The following is a 25,455-nucleotide window of genomic DNA, read 5'->3' on the forward strand; positions in this document are numbered from 1 at the left end:
CCGCCACCGATCCCACTGGGTGAGATGACGGCCGTCGCCGCGGTACCGGCCGCTCACCGTCCCGATGATCCCGTCGCGAACCGGGCGCACCCGGCCATTAAGCTGGACGCCATGGCAGCAGGCAAGGGCGGTAATCCGTCGAAGGAAGCGAAGGCCGCGGCGAAGGCGGCGCGCAAACAGGCGTCGAAGGAGCGCCGCCAGCAACTCTGGCAGGCATTCCAGATGCAGCGCAAGGAAGACAAGCTGCTGCTGCCGCTGATGATCGGCGCCTTCGTCGGCGTGACCGTGCTGTTCCTGGTGATCGGCCTGATCTTCGGCATGCAGTGGTTCCTGCTGCCGATCGGCCTGCTGCTGGGCGCGCTGGCCGCGTTCATCATCTTCGGCCGCCGGGTCCAGAAGAACGTGTACGCCAAGGCCGAGGGCCAGGCCGGCGCGGCCGCCTGGGTGCTGGACAACCTGCAGGGCAAGTGGCGGGTCTCCCCCGGCGTCGCCGCCACCACCCAGCTCGACGCCGTGCACCGCGTGGTCGGCCTGCCCGGTGTCATCCTGGTCGCGGAGGGTTCGCCGCAGCGCGTGAAATCCCTGCTCGCGCAGGAGAAGAAGAAGGTCTCCCGCCTGGTCGGCGACACCCCGATCTACGACGTGGTGATCGGCAACGAGCAGGACCAGGTGCCGCTGAAGGAACTGCAGCGCTACCTGACCAAGCTCCCCCGCAATATCGACGCCAAGCGCATGGACCTCATCGAGGGCCGGCTGTCCGCGCTGGCCACCCGTGGCGGCCCGGCCCTTCCCAAGGGCCCGCTGCCGAGCGGCGCCAAGATGCGCGGCGTGCAGCGCAGCATCCGCCGCCGCTGACCCACCGGAACCTTCGAGGCCCGCGTCCCCAGGACGCGGGCCTCGTTCGTTTCCGAAATGCGTTCGGCCACAAGGCCTGACGCTCGCACGCCCGGCGGGGTCGTACCGGACGATCAGCCGACGTAGCGGGAGAGGAAGCGGACGACGTCCGGGGTGACGGTGCGCCAGTACTCGTCGGCGTGGGTGCCCGGGGTGACCAGGCCGACCTCGGGGTGGGCGGTGGCGATGTAGCGGCGGCAGCCGTCGATGAAGCGGTCGCGGTCGCCGCACCATACGCCGACGGGGGCCGGGCCCGCCTTGTCGAGGTTGCGCAGCGGGTCGAGTGCCGCCCACTGATCGGCGTCGATGAAGGCGTTCCGTTTGGCCATTTCGGTCCACGAGGTGAGCAGCCCCGGCGACATGGTGGCAACCGCGTTCAGCGGCCGGCCCTGTTCGAAGCGGCGGCGCGAGTACACCAGCGCGCCGAAGCCACCCATGGAGGTGCCGGTGCAGGCGAACGGCAGGCCGCCCGGTGCGCCCAGGCGGCGCTGCGCCAGCCAGCCGGGAACCTCGTTGAGCAGCATGGACATTGGATCGTCGCCGGTGCCGTGGTCGTGCCAGTAGTTGTCGCCGCCGTCGAGCGCCACGAAACCGAAGGCCGGGGACAACCGGGTGGCGACCCCGGCGGCCAGCACGTCGCCGATATTGCCGACGGCCGCGGTGCGGGCGGTGCCGTGCAGGCCGTGCAGCAGCAGCGACACGGGCAGGTTCTCGGTGGGGACGCCGGGCGGCAGGATGGTGACCAGGTCCACGTCGCGGCGGCGGGCGGCCGAGTAGACCCGTTCCACCCGGACGACAGGGGTGATGCCGGCCGCGGTCTGCCCGATCTCCGCCGGGTCGACCGCCGCATTGCCGCCCGCGCTGACGGCCGCGCAGGCGCCGGCCAGGCCGAGCAGGCCGGTGGCCGCGAACAGGGACCGCCGGCTGATTCTCCACGCGGCAGCCGGGTAGCCCTCGACCATCGATCCTCCATCAGCACAACATCAGCTATCCACCCGACGTCAACCTGGCGGCTGCGTCACGGCAAATCGCCGTCACCATACCGATCCAAAGCAAACTGCGGTGAACATTTGGCAACGTCCTGCCGCACACTGCACCAACAGCATCGCAGGTCACAGGCCCGGCGCAGGCTGATGCGCGCGTTGTGCTGGGGTTCGAATCAATCCGCGCGGAAGTCCGCGGCGCGGGTCAGCGGCTGTAGACGAGGGCGGTGCCGGTGGCGCGATCGTGCATGCCGCGGCCGTCGCTGTCGGTGAACAGGGCGGGGATGACGAACAGCAGGATGAGCTGCCGGACCAGGGCGCGAATGAAACCGACCGGCGCCTCGGCATCGACCCGGCTGACCCGCAGCTTCAGGAAGTACTGCCCGGGTGTGAAGCCGAACAGCGTGACCGCGGCGATCCCCAGCACGAACCACACCAGCAGCGTCGGCGTCGACAGCGCCTGAGTGATGACCTCGAAGTGCGAGGGCGGTTGCTGGCCCTTCGGAATGGTCATCTTCGAGATGATGTGCTCGGCATTGGGCCGGACGATGATCGCGGCCAGGCCCATCGAGATGAACCAGTCGACGAGCAGCGCCAGGACGCGGCGGGTGAAGGGGGCGAGCGCGCCGGGTCCGGACGGCGGCAGGCCGAGTTCCTTGCCCTGGTAGTCACCGGGCGGGTTGTCTCCGGATTCGGCGTTCGGTCCGGACAGCCAGGAGCCGGTGATGCGAGCCATGGGCCCAGCTTATGCGGCGTCGGCGGGCCGGTTTCGCACCCCTGCCGGTCGTGGTGCGAGGACGGAACCATATATGGGTGCGTCCTAGCTGTTCACCCGGTCCCGGACGGCCGCGCAATCGCTCGGCATCCGAGATTGCCAGGTGGATGCCCGACGGTGAGGATTGTCACGATGGCCGGGCCGGACTTGGCAAGGCCCCTAATTTTTCAGAGTCTTAACAGCCGCTTCGGGCAGGTCGGTGGCAGGATGTCCCTGCTGGTCGAGCATTGCTCGGCGACCGCTGCGGCGTCTTCGCGAACCCGGGGGCACCGCCGAACCCCCGGCCAGCAGTGCGTGTAACACTGGCGAAACACAGCCTTGATTGCAGGGAAACACCGCGTCCATACCGTGTGGTCGCGACGAACCCATGCAGTCACCACTGGCTGGGAACCGATCCGTAAGGAGTACTAAGTGGCGTTCAGCACGGCCGACGAGGTCATCAAGTACATCAAGGAGGAGGAGCTCGAGTACGTCGACGTTCGGTTCACCGACCTCCCCGGTGTGCAGCAGCACTTCTCGATCCCGGCGAAGGCGTTCACCGCTGATCTCGCCGAAGAGGGCCTCGCGTTCGACGGTTCGTCGGTGCGCGGCTTCCAGTCGATCGACGAGTCGGACATGCTGCTGCTGCCCGATTACAGCACTGCTCGGATCGATCCCTTCCGTGCCGCGAAGACGCTGAACATGAACTTCTTCGTGCACGACCCGTTCACCCGCGAGGCCTACTCCCGCGACCCGCGCAACATCGCGCGTAAGGCCGAGGAGTACCTGCGTTCGACCGGCATCGCCGACACCTGCTACTTCGGTGCCGAGGCCGAGTTCTACATCTTCGACTCGATCCGCTACGACTCGGCCATGAACGGCGCCTTCTACGAGATCGACTCGATCTCGGGCTCCTGGAACACCGGCGCCGAGTACAACGCCGACGGCACCCCGAACCGTGGCTACAAGGTCCGCAACAAGGGTGGTTACTTCCCGGTTGCCCCGTACGACCACTACGTCGACCTGCGCGACAAGATCTCGACCAACCTGCAGAACGCGGGCTTCGACCTGGAGCGCGGCCACCACGAGGTCGGCACCGCCGGTCAGGCCGAGATCAACTACCGCTTCAACACCCTGCTGGGCGCCGCTGACGACCTGCAGCTGTTCAAGTACATCGTGAAGAACACCGCGTGGCAGGAGGGTAAGACCGTTACCTTCATGCCGAAGCCGCTCTTCGGCGACAACGGCTCGGGCATGCACGCCCACCAGTCGCTGTGGAAGGACGGCAAGCCGCTGTTCCACGACGAGTCCGGCTACGCGGGCCTGTCGGATCTGGCGCGTCACTACATCGGCGGCATCCTGCACCACGCCCCGTCGCTGCTGGCGTTCACCAACCCGACCGTGAACTCCTACCACCGTCTGGTGCCGGGCTACGAGGCCCCCATCAACCTGGTGTACTCGCAGCGCAACCGCTCGGCCGCGATCCGTATCCCGATCACCGGCTCGAACCCGAAGGCCAAGCGCATCGAGTTCCGCGCGCCGGACTCCTCGGGTAACCCGTACCTGGCCTTCGCCGCCATGATGATGGCCGGCCTGGACGGCATCAAGCGCAAGCTGGAGCCGATGGCCCCGGTCGACAAGGACCTCTACGAGCTCCCGCCGGAGGAGGCCAAGAACATCCCGCAGGCCCCCACCTCGCTGGCGTCGGTCATCGACCGCCTCGAGGAAGACCACGACTACCTCACCGAGGGTGGCGTGTTCACCGAGGACCTGATCGAGACCTGGATCGACATCAAGCGCACCCAGGAAATCGCGCCCGTCAACCTGCGGCCGCACCCGTACGAGTTCGAGCTGTACTTCGACGTGTAATCCTGGCCTGCACGAACGCGGTTGACTCTCGCGTTCGGTACGCAGTAGGCAAAAAGAAGCGGCGGTGGACATCTTCCGGATGTCCACCGCCGCTTCTTGTATCGGCTATCGCCTATGACTGTCTTCGCGTTCTTGTGCCGCATTCGCGCCTGAACGACCCGAGGAGGGCCTGGCGCTGCTGGGCGAGCTCGGTGTCACCGACTTCGCCATCTGCGGAATCGCTACTGACGCAGGTGTTCTGAAAACGGCTCTGGACGCCTTCGAGTTCGGTTTCATGCCCTGGGTTGTGCGGGATGCGGTCGCCGAGAATCCAACGAAGTTCGGCATATCCCCCGGTAGGGGCGATCTAGCAGTGGCGGCGGCCACCGCGTGATCGAGAAAAGCCAGTTCCTTGCGTAGTCCGGACCCCTGCTGATGCCGGTCACCGCCCTCACCGATGTCGCCCCGATAATTGGGGGCCTGGCTATTTGAAGTATTAACATTTCAGTTGATGTGATCGGTGGATACGCTGCCCCGGACGGCGGTGACCAAACCCCCGGGGAATCAGGCAAGGAGATCGACCACCGATGAACGTGAAAGCGCTGTCCCACAAGGGATTGAGCACTCTCGCCATGGCGTCCGCCGCTGCGGCCGGGCTCTTGGTGGGAGCAGCCCCGGCCTCGGCCAACCTCGTCTCCGCCCAGGCGTATTGCCACGTCAGTGACGTCGGAGGGTGCTGGGGGGCATATATCACCGTGCAGGCGACGACTTCGACGCCAGTGACGATAGTGGCCAACGGAGTCACGCTGGGAGGCAGTCCATTTGCGCTGAAACCGTGTTGCAACGGTGTCAACGGCGCCAATTACGGCGTCACCGTCCAACTCAACCTGGTAGACGGCGACCAGCACATCGTCGTCTACCAGAAGAACGCCGACGGCACGACCAGCCAGCAGTCAACCGACTACAGGTACAACGGCACCACCGGAAGCTCATCGACCGGACTTCTCCCAATGAACTCCAGCGGAAGTTCCGCCATCGCGAATCCGATCGAAGCGATCCTGAACGGGTTCCAGACCGGCAGCACCGGCGGCCACGTCGTGTCGCAGTGATTCGGCGTCACGACACCTTCGCCGAGGAAGCGACGAACGTCCTCACCGATATCCAGTTTCCGGCCTTGCGGGCCCCGAAGGACCAGGGTCCCGGACTCGCCGAAAATCCAACGTCGATATATGCCTCGGCATCGGATGCGAGAAAGCCGCACCCGACGCCGAGTCGGCAGCAGCGGGTTGCCGGATACCTTGCGGCTCCGGAAGTGAGGGTTCCGGCACTGCAGGCCCTCACGGACGATGGACCGATTAGGTAGCGCTCCGCCGGACAACGACAATGGCTTGACCAGCAGCGATGGCGAGAGTTTTCGCCGAAAATGCGGGCGCATGAGCTGTAATCAGCTGTCTTGCAACAGCTTACGGACTCGATCCGAATACGTCGGCAAGGGGCAACGGTCGATCATGCCGTCCCATCGCTCGCATCTGATGCGAGATCGGCACGGGTTCCGCATGACGGGGATTCACTTGCGGATCCGGTGTTCCCGGAACGGACATCGGTGTTCGGTAAATCGTCGGGTCGCAAGCGATCTCAGGAGCCCCAGCCGCATCGCGGTTGGGGGCTCCGCCCGGTTACGCGGGTAGTGCGCACCCCGGAACGACCGGGTGCGGGCCTATGATCGGCCCATGCCTGTGGACGTGGTGACCACGATCGAGATCGCGCGGCCCCGGGCGCGGGTCGCGGAGTACACCATGGATCCGGCGAATGCCCCGGTCTGGTACAAGAACATCGGGTCGGTGGCGGTGCGAACGCCGGGACCGCTGGCGATCGGGTCCGAGATGGCGTTCGAGGCTCGGTTCCTGGGTCGTTCGCTCGCCTATACCTACGCGGTGACCGAGTTCGAGCCTGGCCGTCTGCTGGTCATGCGGACTGCCGACGGGCCGTTTCCGATGGAGACCACGTACGCGTTCGAGGACACCGCGAGCGGCGCGACCACGGTGACTCTGCGCAATCGCGGTGAGCCTGCCGGATTCTCCCGTTTCATCGGCCCGCTGATGGTGCCGGCCATGCGGCATGCCAATCGTCAGGATCTGAAGAAGCTCAAGGAAATCCTCGAAGCCACCCCGTGACACTACCGAGGGCTGTCATGCCAGGAAACTCGCACATGGTTGCGCGAAATTCACTGGGCTGCAAGGGCATTGGTGGCGGTCCAGGCGTGGTCCCGGTGGGTGGGGTGGGAGGTTCGGTGGGTGGGAGGAACCGTGGGTAGGACTGCGGGGGACGCGTAAGCACCCCTAGCGTCCCGGGCTGTGAAAACCAAACGTTTTGCACGACTTCGTGTTTCAGTGTTCGCTTTGACTGCTATTGCCGCCGCGGTGTTCGGCGTAGGAGGGCTGCCGACGGCTGTGGCCGCGCCGATCATGCGGGCGGATGCCACTCAGATCACGCTGCAGGGGGCGGTGAATGTCCGGGATGTGGGCGGGTATATCACCTATACCGGGGACCCGACGCGGTCCGGGAAGGTGATTCGGGCCGATGCGCTGAACAAGCTGACCGATGCCGATGTCCAGAAGCTGGACACGCTGGGCATTCAGAAGGTGATCGACTTCCGCACGCAGGCCGAGGTGCAGGCGCAGGGTGCGGACCGGCTGCCGGCCGGGCTGACCGCGGTGGCGCGGCCCATCGACGACGGCGGCATGTACTTGAAGATGGCGCAGGCCATCGGATCCAAGGATCCGGTGCAGCAGCAGGCCGCGCTCGGGGACGGCAAGGCCGAGCAGATGATGAAGGACGCCTATGTCAGCTTCCTGAGCGCGGATTCGGTGGCCAAGTTCGGTCAGACCATCAAGGACATCGCGGCCGCCAGCGGGGCGACGCTCTACCACTGCACGGCGGGCAAGGACCGGACCGGCTGGATGACGTATGTGCTGCTGCGCGCGGTAGGTGTACCGGAGACCATCGCGCGCCAGGACTACCTGCTGTCCAACCAGTACCGTGCCGCGGCCGACGCCGCCCAGCGGGCCCAGCTGAAGGCGGCCGGGATCATGCAGAACCCCGACCTGCTGATCCCGCTGCAGGTAGTGAGTGACGAGTACCTGGACACCGCCGTCAACCAGATGAACCAGCAGTACGGCGATTTCGACCACTTCCTCACCAAGGGCCTGGGCCTGGACGCCGGCACCATCCTCCGCCTCCACCACAACCTGGTGGGCTGAGCCCACCACCACCGGCCCCGTCGCAGCAGCTGCGGCGGGGCCCTGGTCATCCGGAAAGCGGCTCGCGGCCAGGATGCGGCCCGATCCGCGCGAGTAGCAACAGCCGCCCGATTCGGGTATCGCGCTACCCGTGTCGGTGCGACCGGTTCGGCGCAGGATCGTAGTCGTCACAACCCTGTTCGTCACTCATTTCGGGAGGGATGCACCATGAAGCGTCTCTCGGAACGCCGACGGCTCACTGCCGCGGAGTTCGAGACCTGCGCGGGCGAGTTCGAGCGGAGCGGCCGGTCCAGAGCCGCGACGACGCCACACCGGACCGGTCGCGGCGTGGTCGCACTGCCGCGCCGGGGACGCGGCGAGCACGCACCGGAGCAACTGGCCGGATTCCTGCCGAAGGATATGCCGGTTCATACCCGACCACACACGGAAACCGTTGCACTGCACGCATATTCGCGCGGACTCACCGGTGACTGCCGGCCGCCGTTCGCGTCTTCCGGCGATCGGCGGCACCTGCTGACCGATCACACCTGGCCGTGGATTCTGACCGGGCGGGTCACCAACAGTGACGGCATGGCGGGATCCGGCGTGCTGGTCGGCGCCCGGCTCGTGCTGACCGCGGACCAGCTGCGGCCGAGCCAGAGCATCGCCCGGGGCAGCTGGTGGATGACCTTCTCGCCGCACTTCGACAGCGGCGCCGATCCGAACGCGCCGTTCGGTTCGAGCAATATCAGCGATCTGGCGCACTACAACGACGGGCGCGACACCGAATACGGCGCCGGGCACGACTTCATGCTGTGCCGGTTGTTCGAGCCCATGGGCCATCGGCTCGGGTTCCTGGGCGCCACCTCGTTCGCGGACAACTGGCGCGGGCTCCAGGTCTGGCACAGCATCGGCTACCCGGCCGACATGGGTGGCGGGACGCGTCCGGCGGTATGGATCAACCAGAGCGTGGAACACGATCACGAGGACGACGACGACTGGTACATCGAGATCGGGGCGAGCCTCGATGACGGCGACGCGGGTGAGATCTTCTTCTCCTGGTTCGACGACGGCGATGTCCGGCTGTGCGGTGTCGTATCGGGCGCGGAGAGCGTCGACGGCGACCTCGACCATGCCCTCGCGAGCGGCGACGACATGGTGTCCCTGATCAATTGGGGTCGAGCCACCTGGCCCGAGTGAACCTGAAGCGCCGGACATGGCCCGGCCGCGGGCAGATCAGGGGCGGGGTGGCGCGGCGAACGCGGAGAGGTCCAGGGCGGTGGTCTCGGTCCAGCCGGTGGCGCGCAGGTCGTCGGGGGTGGGGACGCCGAGGGCCTCGTGCAGGCCGCGGGCGGCCGAGCGGGCCAGGTCCTCGAAGCCGGTGCGGGTGATCGGCCAGTGCATGGTGCGGCGCCAGTTCTCGATTTCGTGCTGGAGGGTGGGCGCGGTCCAGCCCAGCTCGCGCAGGAGGCGGTCGGCGGTCTCGGAAATCGGTTCGGCGAGATAGTAATTGCCGGTGAGTTCGGCGGAGAGTTTGATGTCGAACTGCTGGAATTGCACGTAGCGATTGCCGGTCGCGGCGAGGATGACGGTGGCGCGGGAGGGTAATTTCGCAAGGCAGCCGGCCAGGCCGTGCACAAACACGTCCCAGTCGGTTGTGACAACTTGCAGGGGCTGGCTCCGGGTGCCCATCGCGGCCGATCATACGCCGTCAAAACATGGCGTCGGCGAAAAACCGTGGCGCCCAGTCCGATCAGCGGAAACCGCGGCGGCGTCGACTGGAGGACCGTCGCGGCTTCCGGGTGATCGACTTACCGCTGGTGGGATATCGGAGCGGGGCCGAGTACGGCGAGGGGTGTGCGGGCCAGCATTCGCTCGTCGCTTTCCCACGACGGGAGCAGCTGGCGGGCAAACAATTCCCGCACCCGCCGCGATACCGAGTCGAAGACCGGAATCGACGCGGCCGGCGCCGGAGCGGCCATTGCGTTCATTGCACTCCCCTCGACGTGTCAGGATGTTCGACAATTCATTCTGCCCATCGAACATCGGTGTGGCCGTTAATCTCTCGTGAAGATTTGCTCGCCGGTGCGCGGATCGACGATTCCCTGACGGCCGCTCTCAGCCGAGGATTTCGAGATTCAGGTCGCCCAGCAGATCGGGGTCGGCCAGCATTTCGATGGCGGTGATGCGGCCGTCGACGACCGTGAAATCGAAGACGACGCGCGGGGTGCCGCCGGTCGACCACACCAGGCCGGCGAGGCCGTCGACGAGGGCCGGGCGGGCGGCCTTGGCACGCCCCGCGAAGGTGGTCGCGACCGCCTGTGCGCCACGGACTTCGGGGTCCGCGCCCATGGTGACGCCGATGGCATCGGCGCGCACCACCACGTCGGGGTCGAGCAGTTCCAGCAGGGCGGCGAAGTCGCCGCCGCGGGAGGCGGTCAGGAAGGCGTTGACCACTTCCTGCTGGCGTTCGCGGTCGACGGCGATCTCGTCGACGCCGCGCACGCGGCGCCGGCCGCGGCTGGCGAGCTGCCGGGCGGCGGCGGCGGTTTTGCCGAGAATGGGGGCGATATCCTCGAACGGGACGGCGAACATGTCGTGCAGGACGAAGGCGAGCCGCTCGGTGGGGGTCAGGGTGTCGAGCACCACCAGCAGCGCGGCGCCGATCGAATCGCCCAGCAGCGCTTCCTGTTCCGGGCCGAAGGCGGCTACCGGCGCGTCGTAGTCCGCGAGCGCGTCCTCGCGCCGGGTGCCGCGCGACTGGAGCATGTTCAGGCAGACGCGGGAGACGACGGTGGTGAGCCAGCCGGCCAGATTGTCGATCTCATCGGTCTCGGAGCGGCTCAGCCGCAGCCAGGCTTCCTGGACGGCGTCCTCGGCTTCGGCGGAGGAGCCGAGCATGCGCTGTGCGAGCGCCTGCAGCCGGCCGCGCTGCAGCTCGAATTCCCGTGCCACCAGGTCCAGTTCGTCACGCTCGTTGCCCATTGCCGAAGTCTCCTCGATCACGACCGGTCGGTCCATCCGAACCGTGCGGGCGCGTCCGGAAAATCGGGGCCCACATCTCCACGACCGAGCAACCGGGCCGAATGTGACAGCGTCGATGAAGCACCAGTTCGGAGGGGTCGAGAGCCGATTCGCCATCGCCCGCGGCGAAGATCCGATCATGGACGCCGCCCATCACGTCGGCTATAACGGCAATGGCCGGAACGCCGGCCTCGACCCGCGCGGCATGGCCGCCGCATCGCCACGGTGGAAGGAGCAGACGATCTTGTCCTCGGAACTCTCCGACAACCCCGATCACTTCGAGGTGCGACCGGTGGGCCGGGTCCGCTCCCCGCTCACCGACCGCACCGGCGCACCGCGCCAGGCCGACGAGGACGCCCCACCCGCCGATATCGTCCTCGCCCCCGAATTCGCCGCGGCCGCAGCCGATCTGCACCCGGGTATGCGCGTCGTCCTGCTCACCTGGCTGCACGCCGGGAGCCGCGATGTCCTCGCGGTCCATCCCCGCGGCGACCGCACCCGGCCGCCCACCGGCGTCTTCGCCACCCGCTCCCCCGACCGCCCCAACCCGATCGGCCTGCACGAGGTCACCATCACCACGGTGTCCCCCGAGGTCCTCGGCGTCGCCGGCCTGGAAGCCATCGACGGCACCCCCGTCCTCGACATCAAGCCGGTCCTGGGCAACGTCGAAACCCGCTGACCGGCCCGGCTGGGGCGGCCGGCCGCGGGTCCGGCGTAGGTTGAGGGTCATGGCGGCACCCAGGCATCCGATCCCGGCGGTCGGCACGCAGCGGCTGGCCGCGGCGTGTCAGGCCGAGGTGCCCGCATTGACCAAGCAGCTGATCGCGGCCATCTTCACCGACAATCCGGGGTGGACGGACTACACGGCGGTGCCGCGGGCGGACCTGCGGGACGGGTGCCGGCGGTATCTGACGCGAATCCTGGATCTGCTGGGCGGGCAGCCGCCGGATCCGGACGGGGACGATGTGGCCGCGGCCATCGGGCGGCGGCGGGCCGAGCAGGGCGTGCCGCTGGAGGCCATGCTGCGGACCTTCCGGCTGGGCGGCCAGATCGTCTGGGAAGCGTTGCTGGACAAGGCCGATGACATCGGCTCGGCGGAGACCCGGCAGGTCGGTTCGGCGATGTGGGCGGTGGTCGACGGCATGTCGTCGGCACTGGTCACCTCGTACCGGAACACCGAACTCGACCGGGTGCGCAGCGATGAGCGGCGCAGGCATTCGCTGATCGAGGATCTGCTGGCGGGGCGGGCGCACGACGCCACCTTCGCCGCGCGGGCGGGACGCGAGCTGAATCTGCCCGCGAACGGGGCGTACCTGGTGGTGGTGGCGCGCGGTGAGGGCGGGCCGCGGCTGCACATGGGGGCGGAGGCGGCGCTGGGAGTGTCGGGGATCCGCTCGGTGTGGCACGAGCGGGTGGATTCCACGGTGGGGCTGGTGTCGCTCGAGCATCGCGGGAGTTCGGCTGTGCTGCACCAGCTTCGGCCGCTGATCCGGGGGCGGGCTGGGGTCTCGCCGGCGGTGCCGGGCCTGGCGGGCATCGATACCGCGCACGGGCTGGCGGTGCTCGCGCTGGACACCGTGCCCGGCGATCAGCAGGGGCTGCTGGTTTCGCTGGACGAGCGCTATCCGGAGGCGCTGCTGCTGCGCTCCCCCGATCTCACCGATCTGCTCGTCGCGCGCACCCTCGGCCCGGTGCTGGACCTGCCGCCCAAGGAGCGCGACATTCTGCTGCGCACACTGACCGTCTGGCTGGCCGAGGACTGCTCGGCGGCCAATGCCGCGCCGAAGTTGCACTGCCATCGCAACACGGTCATCAACCGGCTGCAGCGCATCACCCTGCTGCTCGGCCGCCCGCTCGAGGGGCAGCGGGCCTACCTGGAGCTTTCCCTCGCCCTGGCCGCTCTGGGACTGGCCGGCGCCGACCGCGACTGAGCCGCCGAAGCCCGCTACTCACGGGTACTAATTGTGCTCTGCGCCCAGCCGCGCCCTGTCATATATGGGCTTCCAGTGCATTGATTGTGCATTTGGTGACCGACAGACTCGATCGGAATGACTCGCATCACAACCGATGGCGGGTTACGAGAGCAATCGAGAACGAGGAGCACCACGAGTGCCGGAATTCGATCTTCTGGTGATCGGCGGCGGTCCGGGCGGTTACGTCGCCGCCATCCGCGCCGCCCAGCGGGGCCTGACAGTGGCCCTGGCCGAGAAGGAACGCCCGGGCGGCGTCTGCCTGAACTGGGGCTGCATCCCGACCAAGGCCATGCTGCGCTCCGCCGAGGTCTTCCACACCGTCGCGCACGCCGCCGATTTCGGCATCTACGCCGATAACCTGCGCTTCGACTACGCCGCGGTGCGGCAGCGCAAGGACGGCATCGTCAAGGAGCTGACCGACGGTGTCGCGGGTCTGTTGAAGGCCAATGGCGTGACCGTCATCGAGGGCCACGCGCGTTTCTTCGAAAAGGTCGACAGCACGTCGCCGACCACGGTCGAGATCGTCGAGGCCGGTCCGTCGCCGATCTTCGAGGGCGGTCCGCGCTACGCCGCCGCCCCGACCGCGAACGCCGTCCGGACCGTGAGCGCGAAGGATGTCATCGTCGCCACCGGTTCGATCCCGGCCGTGCTCCCGATCCCGGGCGCGGATCTGCCGGGCGTGATCACCTCCGACGGCGCGTTCGGCCTCACCGAGGTGCCGAAGCGCCTGGTCGTCATCGGCGGCAGCGCGGTGGGCGCGGAGTGGGCCAACCTGTTCCACGAGTTCGGCAGCGATGTCACCGTGGTCGAGATGCAGGATCGCCTGGTTCCGTTGGAAGACAAGGAGATCGGCACCGCCCTGGTGCGCTCGTTCACCAAGCGCGGCATCAAGGTGCTGACCGGCGCGACGGTCACCGCCATCGCCCAGGGCGGCACTGGCCTCACCGTCACCGTCGGCGGCCCGCAGGCGCAGGAGCTCGCCGCCGACGTGGTGCTGGTCGGCGTCGGCCGCCGCCCCAATACCGCCGGGCTGGGCCTGGACGTCGCCGGAATCGACACCGACGCACGGGGTTTCATCCCCGTCGACGCGCAACTGCGCACCGCCGTCGAGCACGTGTACGCCATCGGCGATGTCACCGGTAAGGCGCTGCTCGCGCACGTCGCCTCGCATCAGGGCCTGGTCGCGTCCGACACCATCGCCGGCCACGACGCCCACCTCGACTACAACGTCATCCCCGCCGCGACCTTCACCCACCCGGAGATCGCCAGCGTCGGCCTCACCGAGGACGCCGCGAAAGCCGCGGGCCACGACGTCATCACCGCGAAGTTCCCGTTCGCGGCACTGGGCCGGGCCAAGTCGTTCGGCGATCAAGAAGGCTTCATGAAGATCGTCGCGGGCAAGCAGCACCAGGAGGTGCTGGGCGTGCACATCATCGGCCCGTCGGCCAGCGATCTCATTACCGAAGGGGCCCTGGCGATCTCGCTGGAGGCGACCCTCGACGAGCTCGCCGACACCATTCACGCCCACCCCACCCTCGGCGAGATCGGCATGGAGGCCGCCCTGGTCGGGCTGGGCCTGCCGGTTCACGTCGCGCCGCCCCGGAAGCGTTGAGGAGTTCCGTCATGACCACGACCACTTCAGCGGAGCTGACCAAGACCACCGCCGCGCCGCGCAAGACGTCGCGCAAGGCGACCCGCCCGGCCGACCAGGCCGTATCGGAAAACCTCCTCGGCGGAGCCGATTTCGGCGGCGCGGATGCGGACACGCTGCGCGAGCTGTACACCGACATGCTGTTCATCCGCCGCTTCGAGGAGCGCACCGCGCAGGCGTACCAGCAGGCCAAGATCGGCGGCTACTGCCACCTCAACCTGGGTGAGGAAGCCACCGTCGTCGGCGTCGGAAAGGCCATGCGCCCCACCGACTATCTGTTCACCAACTACCGCGAGCACGGCTACGCGCTGGCCAAGGGCATCGAGCCCGGCCGCGTCATGGCCGAGCTGTACGGCCGCTCCACCGGTACCTCCAAGGGCTGGGGCGGGTCGATGCACATGTACGACACCGAGACCCGCCTGCTCGGCGGATACGCTATTGTCGGCGGCCAGGTTCCGCTCGCCATCGGCGCGGCGCTGGCCATCGACTACCGCGGCGGCGACGACGTCGTGGTGTGCCAGATGGGTGAGGGCACCACCAATATCGGCGCCTTCCACGAGTCGCTGAACATCGCGGCGCTGTGGAACCTGCCCGTCGTGTTCCTGGTCATCAACAACCAGACCGGCATGGGCACCACCGTCGAGAAGTCCTCCGCCGAACCGGATCTGTGGAAGCGGGCGTCGTCCTACCGCATGCGGGGTGAGCGTGTGGACGGCACCGACGTGCTGGCCGTGCGCGAGGTCGCGAGCGATCTCATCGAGACCGCCCGCCGCGAGGGCAAGCCCGCGCTGCTCGAGGCCGTCTCCTACCGCCTCAAGGGCCACTCGGTCGTCGACCCGGCCAAGTACCGCACCGAGGACGCCGTCTCCACCGCCGTCGAGCACGACCCGATCGTGCTGTGGCACAACCGTCTTCTCGACGCGGGCGTGCTGAGCGAGGATTCCGCCGCCGCCATCGAGGCCGACGTCAAGGAACGCGTCCGCGCCGCGGTCGATTTCGCCGATCAGTCCCCGCACCCGGACCCGGCCACCCTGTTCGATTACAACTACGCGACCCCGGTCGCGGGCGATTCCCATCGCCTGCCCGGCGATCCGCTCTTCACCGCCTAAGGACATCACCGTGGCTGTCATGACCTACCGTGAAGCGCTGCGCGAGACCCTCCGCGAGGAGATGCGGCGCGACGACGACGTCCTCCTCATCGGGGAGGAGATCGGCGTCTTCGAGGGCTCCTACAAGATCACCGCCGGCCTGCTGGCCGAGTTCGGCGAGAAGCGGGTGCGCGACACCCCGATCGCCGAAGAGGGTTTCGTCGGCGCGGCCATCGGCGCCGCCATGCTGGGCCTGCGCCCGGTCGTCGAGATCATGACGATCAACTTCTCGCTGCTGGCGCTGGACCAGATCGTCAATCACGCCGCCAAGATCTACGGCATGTTCGGCGGGCAGACGTCGGTGCCGATGGTCATCCGCACCCCCGGTGGCGGCGGCCAGCAGCTCGGCGCGACGCACTCGCAGAACATCGAGCTGTACTACGCGTTCGTGCCGGGCCTGAAGGTGGTCGCGCCGAGCACGCCCGCGGATGCGAAGGCGCTGCTCAAGGCCGCCATCGACGACGACGATCCGGTGCTGTTCCTGGAGAACCTCTCGCTCTACAACACCAAGGGCGAGGTGCCGGACGACCTGCCGCCCGCCGAGATCGGCAAGGCCGCGGTCACCCGCGAGGGCACCGACATCACGCTCATCGGCTACTCGCGCATGGCCACCGTGTGCACCCAGGTCGCGGAAAAGCTTGCCGCGGAGGGCATCTCGGCGGAGGTCGTCGACCTGCGCAGCCTGCGGCCGCTGGATCGCGACACCATTGTCGCCTCGGTCAAGAAGACCGGTTGCGCCGTCATCGGCGAGGACGACTGGTTGACCTACGGCATCGGCGCGGAGGTCGCGGCCTCCATCTCCGACGGTGCGTTCGACTACCTCGACGCCCCGGTGCGCCGGGTGGCCATGGCCGAGGTGCCGCTGCCCTACGCCAAGCCCCTGGAGAAGCTGGCGCTCCCCTCGCCGGACTCCCTCTACAGGGCCGCCCTCGAAACCCTTGCCGCCGTGGGCAAGCGACGCTGAGAACCGGAAGGAATCATGCCTGAAGTAACCATGCCCCGGCTCTCCGACACCATGGAGGAGGGCATCGTCTCGGCCTGGCTCAAGCAGGTCGGCGACCAGGTCAAGGCCGGCGAGATCCTCGCCGAGATCGAGACCGACAAGGCGCTGATGGAGCTCGAGGCCTACGAGGACGGCGTGCTCGAGCAGATCATCGCCGCGCCCGGCACCACCGTCGCCATCGGCGAGCCGATCGCGATTCTCGGTGACGGCAGCGGGGCGTCGGCTCCGGCTCCGGCCGCGGCTCCCGCCCCCGCCCCCGCCCCCGCGGCTCCGGCTCCGGCTCCGGCTCCGGCTCCGGCTCCGGCTCCGACGGCCGATACCGCGCAGGAAAATTCGGCTCCTCCCGCCGGAAACGGCAGTGCCCCTGCGGTTCCGGCCGAGTCCGGTGAGCGCAAGAAGTCGTCGCCGCTGGCCCGCAAGGTCGCCAAGGAACTCGGCGTCGACATCGCCGCCGTGACCGGCACCGGCCCCGGCGGCCGCGTCACCAAGCAGGATGTCGAAAACGCGGGCAGCACAGCCGCTCCGGCCGCGCCTGCCGCTGCCGCCCCGGCTCCCGTCGCCCCGGCTCCCGCGATCGCTCCGGCCATCGGCGACTACGAAGAGATCCCGCTGACCACCATCCAGCGCGTCTCGGCCCAGCGGCTCACCGAGTCCAAGCAGCAGGCCCCGCACATCTATCTGACCAGTGCGATCGATGTGACCGAGCTGCTCGCGTTCCGCGCGCAGATCAACAAGACCCTGGAGGAGACCGGCTCCGGCAAGGTCAGCGTGAACGACCTGCTGGTGAAGGCGGTCGCCACCGCGCTGCGCCTGGATCCGGCGGTCAACGTCTCCTTCGCGGGCGACAAGCTGTTGCGGCACAACGCGATCAATATCGGTATCGCGGTCGCCACCGAGGCGGGCCTGCTGGTCCCGGTCATCCACGACGCCGACCGCAAGAGCGTGTCCGCCATCGCCGCCGAGGGCCGCGACAAGGCCGCCCGGGCCCGCGACCGCAAGCTGCGCGGCGAGGACATGTCCGGTGGCACCTTCACCATCTCCAACCTGGGCATGTTCGGCATCGAGCAGTTCACCGCCGTCATCAACCCGCCGGAGTCCGCGATCCTCGCGGTCGGCGCGGCCCAGGACGAGCTGAAGCTGGACGGCGAGAAGGTGGTGGCGCGCAAGATCCTTCGCGTCACGCTGTCGGCCGATCACCGTTCCATCGACGGCGCCGTCGCGGCCCGCTTCCTGCAGCAGTTGAAGGAGCTCATCGAGCATCCGCTGCGCATCGTGACCTAGTCACGCCCCGATCGCCGTCCGGTTTTCGATCCAGGATCGGACGACGTCGCCCGCCACCCGGCGCGCGCGGTTACCCATGCCACTCCGCGCGACCGGCAGCCGTACTCACCCGGCGGCGGGTAGTGAACGCCGGATGGCGTGGACCGGGTTTACCCGGCCGGTCCCCGCCATCCGGCTTTTCGCGTCGCTACGGCTAGCCTCGGGCGTGCCTATTCTCGAATCCATGGGGTTGCGGGGGTTCCCTAAACTGACCTTCGGAGTATTCGCGGTGACGGCCGTGGTGAACGTCCTGCAATGGCTCGTACCCGGCACGCTGGCGCACCTGGAGCGTGCTCCCTCAGGGCTACAGGGGGATTGGTGGCGCTCGGGCACAGCACTGTTCGTGCAGGATGGCGGATTCGTCGGCGCAGCAGTGAACCTGGCGTTCTTGCTGGCCCTCGGCATGCTTGCCGAGCAGGTGCTCCCGCAATCCCGTTGGCTGGTTCAGTATTTCGGGATCGGGCTGGTGGTCGAGTTCATCGCGTACGCCTGGCAGCCGGTCGGCGGTGGGAACTCCATCGCCGATTGCGGTCTTGCCGGAGGGCTCGCAGTGGCGTTGTGGCGGCGGGACGAACGCCTGCCGCGTTGGTCGCAGACCGTCGTATTGCTATGGAGCGCAGCCATGTTCGCCACCCTGGGAGACCAAGCGTGGTTGCCTGCGGTGTTGGGATGCGCGTTGCTCGTCGGGCCCGCGAATCTGATGGCGGCGCGTGGCCTGGACCTTCGCCGCCCGGTAGCAGGCCTGCTCGTGCTTGTCGGCCTGGTCCTCGCTGCAACTGCGAATATTCATGGCGCGGCCTTGATTCTCGGCACCGCCGTTGCGGCCACTTCTGCCACCGGCGGTCAACACCGACGCCAAGAAACCGCCGCCTCCACACAGGGCTCACCTGCGTAAAGCCTGGTGACGCCGGGCATTCCCCGCGCTGGATCAGGAAGCGGCGCGGTCGACCGGCCTGGGCGGCGTCGACGCTCTCCACGACGGCCACTGCGCACCGAAGGGGGTGGACTTCAGCGCCGCGCGATCGTTGTCGGTGGTGCTGTAGCCGGGCCTGCCGAGCCGCGGACGGACGTTCGAGCCCTGCTAACATCGCTGGTCGAGACGTGAATTTGCGCTGAACACGTTGCTCCCAGACGGTCGGAGAGGCGGATGGTGGGCGACGCCCGGACCGAACGATGGGCCGAACATCGGGTGGAGATGCGACGCACCCTGATCGACGCGGCCATCCGCGTGATCGAGGCCGAGGGACCGCAGGCCAGTATGCGCGCCATCGCCGCCGAGGCGAAGATCTCCAAAGCCCACGCTCTACCGGTTCTTCGCCGACAAGGCGGATCTGGCGCTCGCCATCGCGGATCGGGCCAAGCAGGACATCGTGCACGGCCTGGCCGAGGGGCGCCGGCAACCGGCGGGCAGCACCGGGGCGATGCTGCACGCCGCGCTCGCCGGATACGCCGCGCTGATCGTGGATCATCCGCAGATCGCGCGGTTCCTGTTCCTCGGCACGGAGAGCCCGGCGGCCAAGTCGCTCGAGAATTGGCAGGCTATCCGCGCCGAGGTCGCCGATCTGGTCGTCCTGATCATCGAATCGTCCGGCGCCACAACGACGGTCGACGCATCCCTCTACGCCTCGATGATCGTCGGGGCGGTGGAGGGCGCGGCGAACTGGTGGTCGGCCGCCGAAATGCCCGGCCCGGCCGAGGAATTCGTCGCGGTGACGGAATCCGTGGTGCGCGCGATCATCGAGCGGGCCGCGACCGCCGCCGGGGTCACCATCGATTTCGACCGGCCGCTCGCCGCCGCCTCTTGACCTGCGCGGGGATATCGCGCGTGGCCTCGCAGCCCGCCGAGCCCGGCTCACCCTGATCGCCCGAAATCCGCAGAAGGAATCCACCCTGGTCGTCACCTGCGGCCTGGGCTGCGGGTGGCAACAGTCCACCCCCTGCTGACCCCGGAGCAACGAATGCCCATGTCCTCGCCCGCTCCTGACCCCCTTTGCCGAATCGAGTAACTCATCGGCCGTCCGCAACCTGTGGCCAACCGTCCGGAATTCATAAATTCGTATCAGCGCGATGAATCGCGAAACCGGATACCGAAATCGAATTCCGGACGGACGCCGACAACGTTCAACGAAAGGACGAATCGATGACCACCAAGACCCAGACCCTGTACTACCGAGACCAGCAAGCTTGGCGTGACCTGCAGGAATTCCTGCCGTCCCGGCTACGGCTGGACGACACCACCGCGCCCGAAGAAGATTTCTGGGAATGGCGCGGAAATACCGTTCACCTGGATCGTTACCGCAATCCGAATGCCGCGGCGAAAGTCGTCCTGCATCACGGCGTCGGCACCAATGGCCGCCAGATGAGCCTTATTCTCGGCGCGCCGCTGGCGCAGCGCGGCTTCGAGACCGTCGCCCTCGACAACCTCGGCTACGGCCTGACCCGGCTCGCGCCGGGCACCATCCCCAGCTATGACGACTGGGTCGATCTGGTGGTGGACTTCCTGGCCTACGAGCAGTCCCGCGACGATCGGCCGATCGTGCTCTACGGCCTGAGCGCGGGCGGCATGCTCACCTACCACGTCGCGGCGAAGGCGCCCAAGGGCACGCTGCGCGGCATCGTCGGCATGACCTTCCTCGACCAGCGGAGTCAGCAGGTCAAGGACGAGACCGCGCACGATATCGTCACCGCCCGGCTGGGCGGGCCGCTCATGGGCGCACTGGCCCACACCCCGGCCAAGGGGTTCAAGTACCCCATGACGTTGGCTTCCAAGATGTCCGCGCTGGTGAACGACAAAGCGGCACTGAAGGTTATGACCCGCGACAAGACCTCGGGCGGCAACTCGGTGCCGATCCGGTTCCTCGACTCCTACATGAGCTACCAGCCGGCCGTGGCACCCGCGGACTTCGACGCCTGCCCGGTACTGCTCACCCAGCCCGCGGAGGACCGGTGGTCGCCGTTGCACCTGAGCACGCCCGTGCTCGATCCGATCACCAAGGTGCCGGTGCAAACGGTCATGCTCGACAACGCCGGCCACTACCCGATCGAGGAGCCGGGCCTGCAGCAGATGCAGGACGCCATCGCCGAGTTCGTCACCAAGTACACGCAGTAGCGAGTGCACGCGGTCACACGGACCGCGTCCCGGAAACCACGGAGTTACTAGAATCGGCAAGGACGTGTCCAACCGGTTCATGGGAGCTCCGTGGTTCACTGGGATGTACCGCGCTCGCCGATGGGCGCACTGCTCATGACCCGGCTCGGCGAGGAGCACGGGCTCTCCACCGAAACCTGTTTGCGGGCAAGCGGTATCACCGAGGCGCAACTGGCCGACCCCAGCGGGGAGGTCGATGCGGCCGACGAGTTGGCCATCATCGCCAACCTCGTCCGGGAGCTCGGCGATCCGCCCGGCCTCGGAATCACGGCGGGAACCCGATTCCGGCTCACCTCCTACGGACTGTGGGGCTTCGCACTGATCAGCAGCCCCACCCTGCGCTCGGCCATCCGGGTCGGTTTCCAGTTCGCCGAACTGAGCTTCTCCCTGAGCGAGACCACCCACCGCGAATCCGGTGCGAATCTGGAGCTGGCCCTCGAACCGCTGCGCATCCCGCCGGAGTTGCGCCGCTTCACCATCGAGCGCGACATGGCGGGAATCCAGACCCTGCACCGCGATCTGCTCGCCGTACCCACCGCCCTGACCCGGGTGAGTTTCGCCTTCCCCGCTCCCCCGGCCGACACGCGGCCACGCTACGAGGAAATCTTCGGCATGCGACCGGAATTCGACGCGGACGAGAACATCATCGCCTTCGACAGCGCGCTCGCCGACGCCCCGCTGCCGCAGGCGAACGAGCAAACCGCCACGATCGCCATGCAGCACTGCCGCGAACTGCTCGACCGCCGCCGTGCCCGCACCGGCATCGCGGGACAGGTTCGCAATATCCTGCTCGAGCACCTGACCGAACCCCCCGACGCGGTCGCCATCGCGGACTCCCTGCACCTGAGCGAACGCACCCTGCGCTACCACCTCGCCCAGGAGGGCACCTCCTACCGCGCCCTGCTGGACGAGGTACGGGAACGCCTCGCCGAAGAAATGCTGGTGGCCCAGGGCCTGCCGGTCGCCGAAATCGCGCAGCGCCTCGGCTATCTCGAGGTGTCGAGCTTCTCGCAGGCCTTCCGACGCTGGAAGGGCATGGGCCCGCGCGCCTTCCGCCAGCTGCAACCCGCCTAGCGGGCGACACCTGCCGCCCGCAGGTACGGCCAGAGTGCCGAGCGCGCATGCCGGAGGAATGGTTCCTCGGCCGTCGTTCCCCGAGTCGAGAGGGCGGCACGGATCCGCGCGCGGAAGACGGGTTCGGTCATGCCGAACTCGACCAGGATGTCCCCAGGGTTGGGGCCACCGTACGGCTGCCAGATCAGGGCGAACTCGACGATGGCCCACTCGTGACTCCGCACCGGGGTCAGAAAGCCGATTCTTCGAGGGTCATGATCTCGCTGTCGAGCGCGGCGAGGACCTCGAGGTCGGCGTCCAGTCCGGGCAACACCTGCTGGGCGAAGAATGTCGCGGTGGCGACCTTGCCCTCGTAGTAGCGGCGATCGGTCTCGGCCGGGTCCGAATCGAGTGCGGTGAGGGCGGTTTCGGCGCCGGCGAGCAGGCGCCACCCGATGAGGAGGTCGCCGACCGCCAGCAGGAAGCGGACCGAGCCGAGACCGACCTTGTACAGCTCGTCGGGCTGTTCGCCGGCGGCCAGCAGATAGCCGGTCAGGATCCCCGCCATGTCCTGGACCCGTTCCAGCGCGACCGACAGCTGATCCTTGGCGAGCTTCAGCTGCTCCGGACCGGCGGCTTCCGCGGTCCGGCGCACCTGGGCGAGCACGTGTCCCAGGGCGACGCCGCGATCGCGGGCGATCTTGCGGAAGAAGAAGTCCTGCGCCTGGATGGCGGTGGTGCCCTCGTACAGCGAGTCGATCTTGGCGTCGCGGATGTACTGCTCGATCGGGTAGTCCTGCAAGAAGCCCGAACCGCCCAGGGTCTGCAGCGATTCCGCCAGATACTGGTAGGCGCGTTCGGAGCCCACCCCCTTCACGATCGGCAGCAGCAGGTCGTTGACGGCTGCGGCCAGTTCCGGGCCCGCGCCGGAAATGTGTTGCGCTACTACCTCATTCTGATGTCCGGCCGTGTAGAGGTAGATCGACCGCAGCCCTTCGGCGTAGGCCTTCTGCAGCAGCAGGGATCGGCGCACGTCGGGGTGGTTGATGATCGTCACCTTCGGGGCCGTCTTGTCGGCCTGCCGGGTCAGATCCGCGCCCTGCACCCGCTGCTTCGCGTAGTCCAGCGCGTTCAGGTAGCCGGTGGACAGCGTGGCGATCGCCTTGGTGCCCACCATCATCCGGGCTTCCTCGATCACCTTGAACATCTGCGCGATACCGTCGTGCACCTCGCCCACGAGCCAGCCGACCGCGGGAACGCCGTGCCCGCCGAGGGTCAGCTCACAGGTGGCCGAGGCCTTGAGACCCATCTTGTGCTCGACATTGGTGACGAACACGCCGTTGCGGTCGCGGAGCTCACCGGTCTGCGGATCGAAGTGGAACTTCGGCACGAAGAACAGGGACAGGCCCTTGGTGCCGGGACCCGCGCCCTCCGGCCGCGCCAGCACCAGGTGCGCGATGTTCTCGAACAGATCGTCGGAATCCGCGCCGGTGATGAAGCGCTTGACGCCCTCGAGCCGCCAGGAACCATCCTCCTGCCGAACGGCTTTCGTCCGGCCCGCGCCGACGTCGGAGCCCGCGTCGGGCTCGGTGAGCACCATGGTGCCGCCCCAGTTCCGCTCCGTCATCAACTTCGCCCAGTGGCGCTGCTGCGCGGTGCCGACGCCGTGGAGAACATTGGCCATCATCGGGCCGATCAGGTACATGTAGGCGGCCGGTTGCGCACCGAGCACGAATTCCGAGATGGCCCAGGAGACCATCGCGGGCGCCGGCATCCCACCGATCTCCTCGGCCTTGCCCACCCGCCACCAGTCCGCGTCGTACCAGGCCCGGACGGCTTGCTTGAAGTCTTCGGGCAGCCGCACCGCGTGTGCCGCCGCGTCGAAAACCGGTGGCGTGCGATCGGTTTCGGCGTAGGGTGCCGCCACCGGCCCCTCGGCGAGACGGGCCGCCTCGGCCAGCATGGTGCGCACGGTGCCGGCATCGAGGTCACCGAAGGCGCCCGCGTCCAGGACGGTCCCGAGCCCGAACACCTCGAACAGGTTGAATTCGAGGTCGCGGACGTTGCTCTTGTAATGGCTCACGAGTCACCACTTTTCGAGAAACGGAACGGGCTGACAATGGCTTGTTAATGACCGATAAGTAAGGAACCCGTATCAATTCACGCCATTCACGCACTGGTAGCAGGCAATTCGAATCGATTAAGTGAACGGCCGCTAAGTGGTGTAATTCACCGGGCCGCCGCACGGACGCTGATCGGGGCCGCCTCGATCCGCTCGCCGACAGCAACCAGGACGTCGACGAGATCGTCACGCCACCGCAACCGCGGATTGCGCACGGCCTCGATGACGACCGTGGTGGACGCGCGGATCAGCAGCCGCGCCACCGCCGCCGGGATCTCGGGCCGGACCGCCTGCAACATGCGCCCCCACTGGGCGATGCCGTCCAGGCGGACGCGCCGGTAGCGCTGCACCGCGTCGGTGGGCAGGTGGCGGGTTTCGCTGACGGTGATGGCCAGCAGGTCCGGTTCGTCGACGCCGAATCGCGCGAAGCTGCGCATCAGCGAGCGCATCGACGCCTCGGCGCTGCGGGTCTCCGCGACCGCCCGTACCAGCGTCAACTGCAGCCACTCGTCCTGGCGGCGCACGATCCGGTCGAGCAGCTCGGCCTTGTTCGAGAAGTGGTAGTACAGCGCGGGTCCCGAGACCCCCACGGCCGCGCCGATGTCCTCGATGCCGACGGCGGCGAAACCGCGGGTGCTGAACAGCCGGGCGGCCTCGGCGAGCATCCGCTCGGACCGGAGCGCTCGATCCAGTGCGGTATTCGCACCGTCGAGCCGCGCGGATCGCGTCAGCGGACGTCCCGCCGTCCGATCCGGCAGTTCGGTCCGGATCACTTCGGCGACAACGGATTCGAGCAGCTGCGCGGCGATCGGCAGCGGCAGCTCGGTCCGGTGATAGGACGGGCTGACCGCGACCGACAGCACACACCAGCCCAGCAGTTCGACATCGGCGACGTTCAGTTCGGGACGGCAGCCGCGAATCCAGTGCCTGAGGTATCCGGTGAGCCGGGCGGCGCGCAGCAGCACCGCGGTCCGGTCACCGGGCGTCAGATTGCGGAACTCCAACTGCCACAGCCTGGGCAGCTCACGCAGTTCGAGCGCGACCCGGACCAGAGCGGCCGGTACCGCCGCCCCCGACGGGTCGGCCCGGTGCGCAGCCTCGACCCGCGTCAGGGTGTCGTCGAGGCCGACCAGCAGGCACTGCCCGAGCAGTTCCTGCTTACCGCGGAAGTGCCGGTACAGCGCCGGCGCCGAAATACCCACGGCCGCCGCGATATCGGACATGGAGGTGCCGTGATAGCCACCGTGCGCGAAGGCGTCCAGTGCGGCGTTCAAGATCATGGAACGCCGGGTCGG

At 67.9% G+C, this 25,455-nt stretch carries 25 protein-coding genes; 17 read left to right on the top strand and 8 right to left on the bottom strand.

Annotated elements, in window-relative coordinates:
* Nucleotides 1-111: 111 nt before the first annotated feature.
* Nucleotides 112-855, top strand: coding sequence for a DUF4191 domain-containing protein (locus tag ACWEKS_RS08275; RefSeq protein WP_452339442.1), 744 nt, complete (start codon nucleotides 112-114; stop codon nucleotides 853-855).
* A 113-nt stretch (nucleotides 856-968) separates the two neighbouring features.
* Here the strand turns inward: ACWEKS_RS08275 and ACWEKS_RS08280 are convergent, their stop codons facing one another.
* A complete protein-coding gene (locus ACWEKS_RS08280) occupies nucleotides 969-1,856 on the bottom strand; it encodes an alpha/beta hydrolase (protein ID WP_452339443.1) in 888 nt (295 codons plus the stop codon).
* A 226-nt stretch (nucleotides 1,857-2,082) separates the two neighbouring features.
* Entirely contained in the window at nucleotides 2,083-2,613 is a 531-nt protein-coding gene (locus tag ACWEKS_RS08285; protein WP_452339444.1) for an RDD family protein, read from the bottom strand.
* Between the two features lie 450 nt (nucleotides 2,614-3,063).
* On the opposite strand from ACWEKS_RS08285, the gene glnA reads away from it, so the two are divergent.
* The 6 genes from glnA to ACWEKS_RS08315 all read left to right on the top strand — a co-directional run bounded on the left by glnA (nucleotide 3,064) and on the right by ACWEKS_RS08315 (nucleotide 8,918).
* Nucleotides 3,064-4,500 carry a type I glutamate--ammonia ligase gene (gene glnA / locus ACWEKS_RS08290; protein WP_452339445.1) on the top strand — a complete coding sequence of 479 codons (1,437 nt, stop codon included), beginning with the start codon at nucleotides 3,064-3,066 and terminating at the stop codon, nucleotides 4,498-4,500.
* Nucleotides 4,501-4,678: 178 nt separating this feature from the next.
* Complete coding sequence (locus ACWEKS_RS08295) at nucleotides 4,679-4,873, top strand: isochorismatase family protein (protein ID WP_452339622.1); 195 nt, start codon at nucleotides 4,679-4,681, stop codon at nucleotides 4,871-4,873.
* A gap of 193 nt (nucleotides 4,874-5,066) precedes the next feature.
* A complete protein-coding gene (locus tag ACWEKS_RS08300) occupies nucleotides 5,067-5,588 on the top strand; it encodes a hypothetical protein (protein ID WP_452339446.1) in 522 nt (173 codons plus the stop codon).
* 621 nt (nucleotides 5,589-6,209) lie between these two features.
* On the top strand, nucleotides 6,210-6,653 hold the full coding sequence (locus tag ACWEKS_RS08305; protein ID WP_452339447.1) for an SRPBCC family protein: 444 nt from the start codon (nucleotides 6,210-6,212) through the stop codon (nucleotides 6,651-6,653).
* Between the two features lie 216 nt (nucleotides 6,654-6,869).
* Nucleotides 6,870-7,739 carry a tyrosine-protein phosphatase gene (locus ACWEKS_RS08310; RefSeq protein WP_452339448.1) on the top strand — a complete coding sequence of 290 codons (870 nt, stop codon included), beginning with the start codon at nucleotides 6,870-6,872 and terminating at the stop codon, nucleotides 7,737-7,739.
* Between the two features lie 207 nt (nucleotides 7,740-7,946).
* The gene (locus tag ACWEKS_RS08315; RefSeq protein ID WP_452339449.1) at nucleotides 7,947-8,918 is read left to right on the top strand and encodes a hypothetical protein; all 972 of its coding nucleotides are present in this window, start codon (nucleotides 7,947-7,949) and stop codon (nucleotides 8,916-8,918) included.
* Between the two features lie 36 nt (nucleotides 8,919-8,954).
* On the opposite strand, the gene ACWEKS_RS08320 is transcribed toward ACWEKS_RS08315, so the two are convergent.
* The 3 genes from ACWEKS_RS08320 to ACWEKS_RS08330 all read right to left on the bottom strand — a co-directional run bounded on the left by ACWEKS_RS08320 (nucleotide 8,955) and on the right by ACWEKS_RS08330 (nucleotide 10,703).
* The gene (locus tag ACWEKS_RS08320) at nucleotides 8,955-9,410 is read right to left on the bottom strand and encodes a TY-Chap domain-containing protein (RefSeq protein ID WP_452339450.1); all 456 of its coding nucleotides are present in this window, start codon (nucleotides 9,408-9,410) and stop codon (nucleotides 8,955-8,957) included.
* A gap of 119 nt (nucleotides 9,411-9,529) precedes the next feature.
* Nucleotides 9,530-9,700, bottom strand: coding sequence for a hypothetical protein (locus ACWEKS_RS08325; RefSeq protein WP_452339451.1), 171 nt, complete (start codon nucleotides 9,698-9,700; stop codon nucleotides 9,530-9,532).
* Between the two features lie 136 nt (nucleotides 9,701-9,836).
* Complete coding sequence (locus ACWEKS_RS08330) at nucleotides 9,837-10,703, bottom strand: sigma-70 family RNA polymerase sigma factor (protein WP_452339452.1); 867 nt, start codon at nucleotides 10,701-10,703, stop codon at nucleotides 9,837-9,839.
* A 115-nt stretch (nucleotides 10,704-10,818) separates the two neighbouring features.
* Between ACWEKS_RS08330 and tsaA the strand changes: the two genes are divergently transcribed.
* The 10 genes from tsaA (at nucleotide 10,819) to ACWEKS_RS08380 (ending at nucleotide 22,059) form a co-directional block, all read left to right on the top strand.
* Nucleotides 10,819-11,421 (top strand): tRNA (N6-threonylcarbamoyladenosine(37)-N6)-methyltransferase TrmO, encoded by a 603-nt coding sequence (tsaA, locus tag ACWEKS_RS08335; protein WP_452339453.1) that lies wholly within the window; start codon nucleotides 10,819-10,821, stop codon nucleotides 11,419-11,421.
* Between the two features lie 49 nt (nucleotides 11,422-11,470).
* Nucleotides 11,471-12,673: a PucR family transcriptional regulator gene (locus tag ACWEKS_RS08340; RefSeq protein ID WP_452339454.1), complete on the top strand. Its 1,203-nt coding sequence runs from the start codon at nucleotides 11,471-11,473 to the stop codon at nucleotides 12,671-12,673.
* A gap of 178 nt (nucleotides 12,674-12,851) precedes the next feature.
* A complete protein-coding gene (gene lpdA, locus ACWEKS_RS08345; protein WP_452339455.1) occupies nucleotides 12,852-14,327 on the top strand; it encodes a dihydrolipoyl dehydrogenase in 1,476 nt (491 codons plus the stop codon).
* An 11-nt stretch (nucleotides 14,328-14,338) separates the two neighbouring features.
* Nucleotides 14,339-15,475: a pyruvate dehydrogenase (acetyl-transferring) E1 component subunit alpha gene (gene pdhA, locus ACWEKS_RS08350; protein WP_452339456.1), complete on the top strand. Its 1,137-nt coding sequence runs from the start codon at nucleotides 14,339-14,341 to the stop codon at nucleotides 15,473-15,475.
* A gap of 19 nt (nucleotides 15,476-15,494) precedes the next feature.
* Entirely contained in the window at nucleotides 15,495-16,478 is a 984-nt protein-coding gene (locus tag ACWEKS_RS08355) for an alpha-ketoacid dehydrogenase subunit beta (RefSeq protein ID WP_379378293.1), read from the top strand.
* A 15-nt stretch (nucleotides 16,479-16,493) separates the two neighbouring features.
* Nucleotides 16,494-17,798 carry a dihydrolipoamide acetyltransferase family protein gene (locus ACWEKS_RS08360; protein ID WP_452339457.1) on the top strand — a complete coding sequence of 435 codons (1,305 nt, stop codon included), beginning with the start codon at nucleotides 16,494-16,496 and terminating at the stop codon, nucleotides 17,796-17,798.
* Between the two features lie 205 nt (nucleotides 17,799-18,003).
* Entirely contained in the window at nucleotides 18,004-18,732 is a 729-nt protein-coding gene (locus ACWEKS_RS08365; protein ID WP_452339458.1) for a rhomboid family intramembrane serine protease, read from the top strand.
* Between the two features lie 475 nt (nucleotides 18,733-19,207).
* On the top strand, nucleotides 19,208-19,642 hold the full coding sequence (locus tag ACWEKS_RS08370) for a hypothetical protein (protein WP_452339459.1): 435 nt from the start codon (nucleotides 19,208-19,210) through the stop codon (nucleotides 19,640-19,642).
* 335 nt (nucleotides 19,643-19,977) lie between these two features.
* Nucleotides 19,978-20,946, top strand: coding sequence for an alpha/beta hydrolase (locus ACWEKS_RS08375; RefSeq protein WP_452339460.1), 969 nt, complete (start codon nucleotides 19,978-19,980; stop codon nucleotides 20,944-20,946).
* A gap of 120 nt (nucleotides 20,947-21,066) precedes the next feature.
* Nucleotides 21,067-22,059, top strand: a complete 993-nt coding sequence (locus ACWEKS_RS08380) for an AraC family transcriptional regulator (RefSeq protein ID WP_452339461.1) — start codon at nucleotides 21,067-21,069, stop codon at nucleotides 22,057-22,059.
* Here the strand turns inward: ACWEKS_RS08380 and ACWEKS_RS08385 are convergent.
* From ACWEKS_RS08385 to ACWEKS_RS08395, 3 genes are all read right to left on the bottom strand, one after another.
* Entirely contained in the window at nucleotides 22,056-22,283 is a 228-nt protein-coding gene (locus ACWEKS_RS08385; RefSeq protein WP_452339462.1) for a hypothetical protein, read from the bottom strand. The genes ACWEKS_RS08380 and ACWEKS_RS08385 overlap by 4 nt on opposite strands.
* Nucleotides 22,284-22,288: 5 nt before the next feature.
* Nucleotides 22,289-24,121, bottom strand: coding sequence for an acyl-CoA dehydrogenase (locus ACWEKS_RS08390; protein ID WP_452339463.1), 1,833 nt, complete (start codon nucleotides 24,119-24,121; stop codon nucleotides 22,289-22,291).
* Nucleotides 24,122-24,267: 146 nt separating this feature from the next.
* Nucleotides 24,268-25,440: a TetR/AcrR family transcriptional regulator gene (locus tag ACWEKS_RS08395; RefSeq protein WP_452339464.1), complete on the bottom strand. Its 1,173-nt coding sequence runs from the start codon at nucleotides 25,438-25,440 to the stop codon at nucleotides 24,268-24,270.
* Nucleotides 25,441-25,455 lie beyond the last annotated feature (15 nt).

The sequence above is a fragment of the Nocardia sp. NPDC004711 genome (genome assembly GCF_053601595.1).

Bases quoted from the DNA above. Each gene is read 5' to 3' on its own strand.
- ACWEKS_RS08275 (WP_452339442.1), top strand. From the start codon at position 112: ATGGCAGCAGGCAAGGGCGGTAATCCGTCGAAGGAAGCGAAGGCCGCG.
- ACWEKS_RS08280 (WP_452339443.1), bottom strand. From the start codon at position 1,856: ATGGTCGAGGGCTACCCGGCTGCCGCGTGGAGAATCAGCCGGCGGTCC.
- ACWEKS_RS08285 (WP_452339444.1), bottom strand. From the start codon at position 2,613: ATGGCTCGCATCACCGGCTCCTGGCTGTCCGGACCGAACGCCGAATCC.
- ACWEKS_RS08300 (WP_452339446.1), top strand. From the start codon at position 5,067: ATGAACGTGAAAGCGCTGTCCCACAAGGGATTGAGCACTCTCGCCATG.
- ACWEKS_RS08305 (WP_452339447.1), top strand. From the start codon at position 6,210: ATGCCTGTGGACGTGGTGACCACGATCGAGATCGCGCGGCCCCGGGCG.
- ACWEKS_RS08315 (WP_452339449.1), top strand. From the start codon at position 7,947: ATGAAGCGTCTCTCGGAACGCCGACGGCTCACTGCCGCGGAGTTCGAG.
- ACWEKS_RS08320 (WP_452339450.1), bottom strand. From the start codon at position 9,410: ATGGGCACCCGGAGCCAGCCCCTGCAAGTTGTCACAACCGACTGGGAC.
- ACWEKS_RS08325 (WP_452339451.1), bottom strand. From the start codon at position 9,700: ATGGCCGCTCCGGCGCCGGCCGCGTCGATTCCGGTCTTCGACTCGGTA.
- ACWEKS_RS08330 (WP_452339452.1), bottom strand. From the start codon at position 10,703: ATGGGCAACGAGCGTGACGAACTGGACCTGGTGGCACGGGAATTCGAG.
- tsaA (WP_452339453.1), top strand. From the start codon at position 10,819: ATGAAGCACCAGTTCGGAGGGGTCGAGAGCCGATTCGCCATCGCCCGC.
- ACWEKS_RS08340 (WP_452339454.1), top strand. From the start codon at position 11,471: ATGGCGGCACCCAGGCATCCGATCCCGGCGGTCGGCACGCAGCGGCTG.
- pdhA (WP_452339456.1), top strand. From the start codon at position 14,339: ATGACCACGACCACTTCAGCGGAGCTGACCAAGACCACCGCCGCGCCG.
- ACWEKS_RS08355 (WP_379378293.1), top strand. From the start codon at position 15,495: ATGACCTACCGTGAAGCGCTGCGCGAGACCCTCCGCGAGGAGATGCGG.
- ACWEKS_RS08360 (WP_452339457.1), top strand. From the start codon at position 16,494: ATGCCTGAAGTAACCATGCCCCGGCTCTCCGACACCATGGAGGAGGGC.
- ACWEKS_RS08375 (WP_452339460.1), top strand. From the start codon at position 19,978: ATGACCACCAAGACCCAGACCCTGTACTACCGAGACCAGCAAGCTTGG.
- ACWEKS_RS08380 (WP_452339461.1), top strand. From the start codon at position 21,067: ATGGGCGCACTGCTCATGACCCGGCTCGGCGAGGAGCACGGGCTCTCC.
- ACWEKS_RS08395 (WP_452339464.1), bottom strand. From the start codon at position 25,440: ATGATCTTGAACGCCGCACTGGACGCCTTCGCGCACGGTGGCTATCAC.